Origin of the sequence: Mesorhizobium sp. M7A.F.Ca.MR.362.00.0.0 (assembly GCF_004023175.1) — a bacterium.
In the GTDB taxonomy this organism is placed as follows: Bacteria; Pseudomonadota; Alphaproteobacteria; order Rhizobiales; family Rhizobiaceae; genus Mesorhizobium.
Genome location: NZ_RZTF01000080.1, coordinates 1 through 8,103, shown reverse-complemented (window position 1 = coordinate 8,103; position 8,103 = coordinate 1). Strand labels below are relative to the sequence as shown.

Annotated in this window: 8 protein-coding genes and 1 pseudogene; all 9 read left to right on the top strand. The window is 64.6% G+C overall.

From position 1 onward, the window contains the following. The first annotated feature begins 228 nt into the window (after window positions 1-228). Complete coding sequence (locus tag EOC06_RS13130; RefSeq protein ID WP_024504883.1) at window positions 229-975, top strand: SDR family oxidoreductase; 747 nt, start codon at window positions 229-231, stop codon at window positions 973-975. Window positions 976-1,446: 471 nt separating this feature from the next. Continuing rightward, window positions 1,447-2,844, top strand: coding sequence for a 3-isopropylmalate dehydratase large subunit (leuC, locus tag EOC06_RS13125; RefSeq protein WP_245265389.1), 1,398 nt, complete (start codon window positions 1,447-1,449; stop codon window positions 2,842-2,844). A 2-nt stretch (window positions 2,845-2,846) separates the two neighbouring features. Continuing rightward, window positions 2,847-3,461 (top strand): 3-isopropylmalate dehydratase small subunit, encoded by a 615-nt coding sequence (leuD, locus tag EOC06_RS13120; protein ID WP_024504881.1) that lies wholly within the window; start codon window positions 2,847-2,849, stop codon window positions 3,459-3,461. 150 nt (window positions 3,462-3,611) lie between these two features. Further along, entirely contained in the window at window positions 3,612-4,454 is an 843-nt protein-coding gene (locus EOC06_RS13115) for a fumarylacetoacetate hydrolase family protein (RefSeq protein ID WP_024504880.1), read from the top strand. An 81-nt stretch (window positions 4,455-4,535) separates the two neighbouring features. Continuing rightward, the gene (locus EOC06_RS13110) at window positions 4,536-4,820 is read left to right on the top strand and encodes a hypothetical protein (protein WP_196815412.1); all 285 of its coding nucleotides are present in this window, start codon (window positions 4,536-4,538) and stop codon (window positions 4,818-4,820) included. Between the two features lie 56 nt (window positions 4,821-4,876). Beyond that, the gene (locus tag EOC06_RS13105) at window positions 4,877-5,770 is read left to right on the top strand and encodes a LysR family transcriptional regulator (protein WP_024504879.1); all 894 of its coding nucleotides are present in this window, start codon (window positions 4,877-4,879) and stop codon (window positions 5,768-5,770) included. A 213-nt stretch (window positions 5,771-5,983) separates the two neighbouring features. Further along, on the top strand, window positions 5,984-7,087 hold the full coding sequence (locus EOC06_RS13100; protein ID WP_024504878.1) for an isocitrate/isopropylmalate dehydrogenase family protein: 1,104 nt from the start codon (window positions 5,984-5,986) through the stop codon (window positions 7,085-7,087). Window positions 7,088-7,111: 24 nt separating this feature from the next. Continuing rightward, complete coding sequence (locus EOC06_RS13095) at window positions 7,112-7,861, top strand: SDR family NAD(P)-dependent oxidoreductase (RefSeq protein ID WP_032899540.1); 750 nt, start codon at window positions 7,112-7,114, stop codon at window positions 7,859-7,861. An 18-nt stretch (window positions 7,862-7,879) separates the two neighbouring features. After that, window positions 7,880-8,103: pseudogene (locus tag EOC06_RS13090) on the top strand (hydratase); the annotation flags it as partial.

The window sequence follows — 8,103 nt, the reverse complement described above, 5'->3', positions numbered from 1 at the left end:
TAAGAGAGGCCGAGACTGGCGCCACGTCCGCGTCGGCGCTCTCGTCTGCACCATGAAGGGGCAAAGAGAGCATTCATGCCGAGCAGCCGGTCAAACGCTATCAGAGCGGGGCATGCTCCATTTGGCCCGGGGGTGTGCCGGCGAAGATGAGCTGGGCTCCTACCACCCGCCGTTCCCGTAGGTTCTCACCACCAGACGGATGCGGGCGCCAACATTGAGGGATTGTGAATGCGACTTGCGGGTAAGACTGCGCTGATTACCGGCGGAACGAGCGGCATCGGGCTTGCTGCGGCGCGGACATTCGTCCGCGAAGGCGCGCGTGTGGCGCTCTGCGCACGCGACGGCAAGAAAGCCCAGGCGCTGGCAGCCGAGCTGGGTCCGGGCAGTGTCGGCGTCCATATGGACGTCTCCGACCTGGACTCCATCGCGGCTGGTGCGGTGCTTGCCTCGGAAGCGCTCGGAGGCATCGACATCGTCTTCGCCAATGCCGGCATCACCGTGTTCAAGCCGTTCGCCGACTGGACCGGCGAGGATTTCGATAAGCTTTTTGCTGTCAACACCAAGGGCCAGTTCTTCACGGTCCAAAAGGCAGCACCCTTCATGCGCGATTGCGGCGTGGTGATCCTGACGGGGTCGATCGCCGCCAAGACCGGTCAGCCCAATATGGCACTGTACGCGGCTTCGAAGGCTCCGGCCTTGGCCCTAGCCAAGGCGATTTCGGCAGACCTCTTGTCGCGCCGCATCCGTGTCTTCTGCCTGTCGCCAGGACCAACCAAGACCGCCGTGTTCACCAGCGAAGGACCGTTCGCCAACGGCGCCGAAAAGGCGCTGGCGACCGTTCAGGCACGCGTGCCGATCGGCCGCGCCGCCGATCCATCCGAGCAGGCGGAAGTGGCGCTTTTCCTCGCCTCCGACGCCTCGTCCTTCATGCTGGGCACCGAGATCGTCGTTGACGGGGGCAAGAGCCAGCTTTGAGATGACCGCTCGGCGGGCCTGTCCCTTGAAAGAGATGCGGCATCGTTAGGAGCCAGCTAACTGCACTGGCTTCCAAGCCCCAGGGGCCCCCCGTGTTGCTTGAAGAGAAGTAGTTTGGACGGTCTGTTCGGATCGACGCCCGTTGCAGGGAGTCGGGTTGGATGCGCCCGTGGACGAGCGTCGGGAGGGGAAGCTGTCCACCCGACACGCCTTGGCCAGAATCGATGGTGAGCCGATCAACTCGGTGCGACAATCGCCAGTCATCGCGCGTTGCGATGACACCCTTCCCAACAAAGACTCCTTGGGGCGGACGTCACTACGTTAGAAAATGGCCCCGAACGTATCGGCGGGCGCCATGCTACTCACCGGCTGCGGCTGAGCATCACCGCCTTTGGTTGCTTGCTTCGTTTGATCTGCTTCCTATGGGAGAAAAATATGATGAGCTTAGGCCGGCCTCGCGCGGCTCTCACCATGCTGGACAAGATCTGGTCGCAGCACAGCATCCTCGACCGCGCGGACGGTGAGACGCTGCTCTATGTCGACCGGCATCTCATCCACGACGGTTATCAGCCAGCATTCGAGTTCCTGCGGGCGCGCGGCTTGCGCCCGAGAGCTCCTCATCAAATTTTCGGCACGCCCGACCACTACGTGCCGACTGACGTGCGTCAGGTTGCGCGCATTCCCAGCGCCGAGCGCCGCGGCATGGTCGAGTCGCTGATGGAGAACGCCAAGGAGCTCGGCTTCACCGTGTTTGAACTTGCCGACAGCCGGCAGGGCATCGTGCATGTCATCGGCCCCGAGCAGGGCATCAGCCAGCCGGGCATGACCATCGTTTGCGCCGACAGTCATACCTCGACGCACGGCGCGCTGGGCGCTCTGGCGTTCGGCGTCGGCATGACGCAGGCAACGCAGGTGTTGGCCACCCAAACGCTATGGCAGCGCAAACCGAAATCCATGCGGATTTCCGTCGAGGGCGAACTGGGCTTCGGCGTAAGCGCCAAGGACGTCATTCTCGCCATTATCCGTAAGATCGGCGCCGCTGGCGCGGTCGGCTATGTCATCGAATATGCCGGCTCCGCCATCCGTGATCTGACCATGGAAGGCCGCTTGACTGTCTGCAATATGTCGATCGAGGCCGGCGCGCGCGCCGGCATGATCGCGCCAGACCAGGTGACGTTCGACTATGTGAGGGGCCGGCCCTATTCGCCCTCGGGAGAAGCCTGGGACAAGGCGGTCGAGCGCTGGTCGCAGCTCGGCTCGGATCCCGACGCCGTGTTCGACAGGGAAGTCACACTCGACGCGGCCGAGATCGCGCCGATGGTAACCTGGGGCACGAGCCTTGAGGACGTCGCTCCAATCGACGCGCTAGTGCCAGACCCGGATCGCGCCAACACCGCCGAGCGCCGCGAAGCCATGTCGAAGGCGCTTACATATATGGGACTCGAACCCGGCACGTTGCTGGCTGAAATCCCGGTCGACCGGGTATTCATCGGCTCGTGCACCAATGGCCGGATCGAGGACTTGAGATCCGCCGCGGCGGTCGTCAAAGGCCGGACGGTCCATCCGAGAGTCGAAGCTTGGATCGTGCCTGGGTCTGGCCTGGTCAAGGCTCAGGCGGAGGCTGAGGGGCTGGACAGCATCTTCCTCCACGCCGGTTTCGAGTGGCGCGAGGCGGGCTGTTCGCTTTGCCTGGGAACCAATGGCGAGACCGTGGCTTCCGGCAAGCGCTGCGCCTCGACCTCAAATCGTAATTTCGTCGGCCGACAGGGCCGCGGCGCACGTACCCACTTGATGAGCCCGACCATGGCGGCCGCAGCCGCTATCACCGGCCACCTCACCGACGTTCGCCAGTTTCAGCGAGGAGAATGACCATGGAACCGTTCAAGTCGGTCACGGCGACAGCCGTTCCCTTTCCTGGCGTCAATGTCGATACCGACCAGATCCTGCCGGCGCGCTTCCTTTCGAAACCCCGCGCCGAGGGCTTTGCCCAATATCTCTTCCACGATCTGCGCTTCGACGACGGCGGCAAGGAGCGGGAAAATTTTGTACTCAACACGCCACCCTATCGCCACGGCGAGATCTTGGTTGGCGAAGATAATTTCGGTTGCGGCTCGTCGCGCGAAAATGCCGTCTGGGCGGTTGCGGACTATGGTTTCCGGGTTGTCGTCGCGCCAAGCTTTGGCGACATCTTCTTCTCCAACAGCTTGAAGAACGGTCTGCTGCCAGTGGTACTGAAACGCGACGCAATCAGCAGCATCATGATCCAGCTCAAGGAACAACAGGGGGCGACCATTGAGGTCGATCTCGCCGCACAGACTCTGACCGCCCCGAACGGAGCGGTCCATTCCTTCGAGATAGATGAGTTCTCCAAGCACTGCTTGCTAAACGGCATCGACGAACTCGACTACACGCTGTCACAGAAGGACCAAATCGATGCCTTCGAGAAGCGCCACGCGGCCGAGCAGGGCTGGACCGTTCCGGACTGATAAGCGCGAATGCCTTCATCGCCCAAATGGCAGGTTTGGCGTAGCAAGGAACTTGTTGTCTATCGGCCGCGACCTTCCGGCTTTTGCGGCCGCCACGACTGCCGACTACGTCTTTAGAACGAGAAGTCATGTCGAGGAGTGACCCCTAAAATGAAGTTGTTGCATTATGGCCCGTTGGGCCAGGAAAAGCCCGGAATGCTCGATAAGGACGGCCGCATCCGCGACCTATCTGGCAAGGTGGCCAACTTTGCCGGTAGTACGTTGCTTCCGGAAAGTCTTGACGCACTACGCGCCATCGACCCGATGACCTTGCCCTTGATCGAAGGCAACCCGCGCCTCGGTGCCTGCGTTGCCGGCACCGGCAAGTTCATCTGCATCGGCCTGAATTATTCCGACCACGCCGCAGAGACGGGCGCGACGGTGCCGCCGGAGCCGATCATCTTCATGAAGGCCACGTCGGCCATTGTCGGCCCCAACGATCCGGTCGAAATCCCGCGTGGATCACTCAAGACCGACTGGGAAGTCGAGCTCGGCGTCGTCATCGGCAAGACCGCAAAATACGTGTCGGAGGCCGAGGCGATGGACTATGTCGCGGGCTATTGCGTCATCAATGACGTTTCCGAGCGCGCCTTCCAGGCTGAACGTCAGGGCCAGTGGACCAAGGGCAAGTCCTGCGATACGTTCGGACCGACCGGCCCGTGGCTGGTGACGGCCGACGAGATCGACGACCCGCAGAACCTCAAGATGCATCTCGAGGTCAACGGGCGCAAATTCCAGGACGGCTCGACCAAAACGATGATTTACGGCGTCCGCTATCTGGTGTCCTACCTGTCGCAGTTCATGAGCCTGCTGCCGGGAGACATCATCTCCACCGGCACCCCTCCTGGCGTCGGCCTAGGCCAGAAACCGAACATCTTCCTCAAGGCAGGCGACGTCGTTACGCTCGGCATCGAGGGCCTCGGCATGCAGCGTCAGGAGTTCTACCAAGGCTGACAGGGGCACACGCCCTGCACAGCGGCAACGGTTCGGGAAACTCGGCTACGACAACGTCGCGGTGCGCGCGGGCGACGCACCATGGGCTGGCCGGACGCCGCGCCCTTCGACGCCATCCTGGTGGCGGCTGCCGCGCCCGCCCCGCCGCCCGCCCTGCGCGAACAGCTCGACATCGGTGGCCGGCTCTTGATCCCGTCGGCGAAGACCCTACAGCCAGCGTCTCGTCAGGACCGCACGAAGGGCAGCCGCGACCTACAGGGAGGAGGATTTCGGCGGCGGCCGGTTCCTCCCGCTCATCGGCGAACAAGGCGGGCCCGAAGAGGACTGACGCGCGGCGCCAACCGTTCCCAATCCGGCCGCGCTTGACGCTGCCGGATTGTCGCTTAAGGACTAGCGGTTCCACCCAACAAAGGCAGAACGGCATGTTCCATCCCGATTTCACGACGCTCAGAATCTTCCTTGCCGTCTACAATCTGGGCAACATCAGCAAGGCGGCGGCGCGCGAGAACATCGCGTCGTCGGCGATCAGCAAGCGCCTCCACTCGCTTGAATCGGAACTCGGGGCGCCGCTGTTCTATCGGCATTCGCGCGGCGTCGAGGCGACGCCCGCCGGCGAGATGCTCGCCAAGCACGCGGCGACCCTGTTCAGCCAGATCAACCGGATGACCTCGGAGATGAGCACCTTCGCCTCCGGCGTCGCCGGCCAGGTGCGCATTCACGCGCACACCTCGGCCATCGTTCAATACATGCCGAGCCAGATCGCCAGCTTCACCAAGGCCTATCCCTCGGTGAAGATCATCCTGGTCGAGGATTCGAGCCTCGGCGTCCTGCAGGCGACGATCGAGGGCCTGACGGACATCGGTATCCTGGCGGGCAACATGGCCTTCCCGGATGCGCTGGATGTCTTCGACTACAGGCACGACAAGCTGGTGGTTCTGGTTCCGGCCGGGCACCCGCTCAGCACGTCGGGCGGGGTGCGCTTTGCCGACACGCTCGGCTTCGACCATGTCGGGCTCGCCGTCACCAGTTCGCTCGGCACCCTGCTCGCGGGTGCGGCCGACGCGCTCAGCATGACGCTGAAGACGTGCATCGAGGTGAAGACCTTCGAATCGGCCGTGCGTATGGTCGAGGCCGGGCTCGGCATCACTATCCTGCCGGACGGCGTGCTGGCCGACAAAGTTGGCAACGACCGGGTCTGCGCCATTCCGCTGCTCGACGAATGGTCGACGCGTCCGCACGTCATCTGCGTCCGCAACGACCGACAGCTGACGACCGCGGCGCTGTTCATGCTCGATCACCTGCGGTCCGTCCCATAGCGGTGATCGCCAGCCGCCGCCGATCGTCGCTGTTTGATAAGGGGGGCCTGCCGAACCGATACTGTCGCGTCGGCGGCAGCCATCATAACGTCGCGCCGTGTTCACCAGCATCGGGTCCAGGATCGCAAACCGGTCTTCGGCAAGCGCGATGCATCCATTCAAAGCGTGGGCGTCCATCCCCGTCGGGGAGATACGGCGCTCCGGGAGAATTTCATGAGAGAGAACTCTTTTCGGCTCGCGATCATGCCGGGCGACGGCATCGGCGTCGAGGTTATGGAGGCGGCGACGGCGGTGCTGGAGGCGATCGAGAAGCGTCACGACATCGGCTTCAAGATGGAGCGCGTCAATGGCGGCGCCCGCCAGTATCAGGAGACCGGCGTCGCCATGACCGAAGAGGGATTCGAGGCGGCCGAACGGGCCGACGCCATCCTGTTCGGCGCCATGGGTTCGCCGGACATCCGCCATCCCGACGGCACCGAGCCAGCCCCCCAGCTCGACATGCGCTTTCGCATGAAGCTCTACGCGGGCCTGCGCCCGATCCGGGCCATTCCCGGCGTGCCGCTGGCTCTGGCTTCGCCGCGCGCTTCCGAGATCGATTTCGCGCTGGTGCGAGAATCGACCGAGGGGCTGTTTGCCTCGCGCGGCAAGGGCATCGTGACCGACGACAAGGTCGCCACCGACACGATGCGGATCACGCGCGACGTCACCGAGCGGGTGTCGCACTTCTCCTTCAAGCTCGCCGAGCGACGCGCCCGGCGGCGCAAGCGCAAGGGCACGGTGACGCTCATCGACAAGTCAAACGTGTTCCGGTCGTTCGCCTTCATGCGCAAGATCTTCTTCGAGGTCGCCTCGCAGCATCCCGACGTCACGGCGGCCCAGCATTCGATCGACGCCACCGCGCTCGACCTCATCCGCCGGCCGTGGGATTTCGACGTGATGGTCACCGAGAACATGTTCGGCGACATCCTGTCGGACCTGGGGGCCGGGCTCGTCGGCGGAATGGGCTTCGCGCCGTCGGCCGATATCGGCGACGACCACGCTTTGTTCCAGCCCTGCCATGGCACCGCGCCCGACATTGCCGGCCAGGGCATCGCCAATCCGGTCGCGATGATCCTGTCGACCGCCATGATGCTCGACTGGCTCGGCGCCCGCCATAGCAGCGAGGCCTGCCTGGAAGCAGCCGACGAGATCGAGACCGCCGTTGACGCGGCGTTTGGCGCCGGCTCGGTTCGTCCCTATGACATTGGCGGCAGCGACGGCACGGGCGCGATCGCCCGGGCGATCATCGAGCGGCTGGCACCGCGCGCCAGGGTCTGAAACGCCAGCTTCAGGGTGGAATTCATGGCACTATCTCTTCCCGAAGCGCTCGACCTCAGCGGCCAGCGCATTGTCGTCACCGGCGCGGCGAGCGGGATCGGCCGGGCGACGGCAAGCGCTCTCGCCAGCCTCGGCGCCGACCTGCTGCTCGCCGATGTCTCGAGCCTCGACGCGACCTGTGCCGATCTCATCGCCCACAACGTCGTTCCCGAAACGGTCCAGGGCGACCTCCTGACGCCCGGCGCCATAGCCCGGCTCTTCGCCTCCGGGCCGGTCCGCGCGGTCGTCCATTGCGCGGGCATCGTTCCGACGCAGATTCCCTGGGACCAGGACCCAAACTGGGAAGCCCGCTTCGCCCGGACCATGGCGGTCAACGTCCGGCTGCCGATCGAACTCGGTCACGCCGGCATCGCCCACATGGCCGGGAACGGCGGCGGCCGGTTGATCCTCATCGGCTCGCTGGCCGGCTGGCACGGCGGCACGCTGACGACGACGCCGCCCGATTACGTCACCTCCAAGGGCGGGTTGCACGCGCTGGTCCGCCTGCTTGCCCGCAAGGCTGCGCCGGGCGGCGTTCTGGTCAACGGCGTCGCCCCCGGACCGGTCGTGACGCCGTTCAGCGCCAACATCGACTTTCCGCGCGAAAACTTTCCGCTCGGACGCATGGCCACCGCCGAGGAGATCGCCTGGCCGATCGCCTTCCTATGCACGAAGGGGGCGAGCAATTTCTGCGGCGAGATCGTCAACGTCAATGGCGGCGTCTTCTTCGCCTGATGACGGGCCGTTGACAACATGAGCGACAGCTTCGATCTCGACCGCGCGGCAGAGGGACTGGCGAGCGCATGGCGCGCCGGTGCGCAGCCGGCCGGATTGCGCGCCGACGTACGGCCGCGCAGCCTCGCCGAAGGCTACGATGTCCAGGACCGGCTGATCGCGCTCCTCGGCCATGCGGTCGTCGGCTGGAAGATCGGCCTCGCCGGGCGCAACTTCTATCGCGGCGCCGGTCTCTCCCGCCC

Excerpts from the sequence above, each read along its gene's own strand:
- EOC06_RS13110 (WP_196815412.1), top strand. The coding sequence starts at position 4,536 with ATGGGCTGGCCGGACGCCGCGCCCTTCGACGCCATCCTGGTGGCGGCT.
- EOC06_RS13095 (WP_032899540.1), top strand. The coding sequence starts at position 7,112 with ATGGCACTATCTCTTCCCGAAGCGCTCGACCTCAGCGGCCAGCGCATT.
- EOC06_RS13105 (WP_024504879.1), top strand. The coding sequence starts at position 4,877 with ATGTTCCATCCCGATTTCACGACGCTCAGAATCTTCCTTGCCGTCTAC.
- leuC (WP_245265389.1), top strand. The coding sequence starts at position 1,447 with ATGCTGGACAAGATCTGGTCGCAGCACAGCATCCTCGACCGCGCGGAC.
- leuD (WP_024504881.1), top strand. The coding sequence starts at position 2,847 with ATGGAACCGTTCAAGTCGGTCACGGCGACAGCCGTTCCCTTTCCTGGC.
- EOC06_RS13100 (WP_024504878.1), top strand. The coding sequence starts at position 5,984 with ATGAGAGAGAACTCTTTTCGGCTCGCGATCATGCCGGGCGACGGCATC.
- EOC06_RS13115 (WP_024504880.1), top strand. The coding sequence starts at position 3,612 with ATGAAGTTGTTGCATTATGGCCCGTTGGGCCAGGAAAAGCCCGGAATG.
- EOC06_RS13130 (WP_024504883.1), top strand. The coding sequence starts at position 229 with ATGCGACTTGCGGGTAAGACTGCGCTGATTACCGGCGGAACGAGCGGC.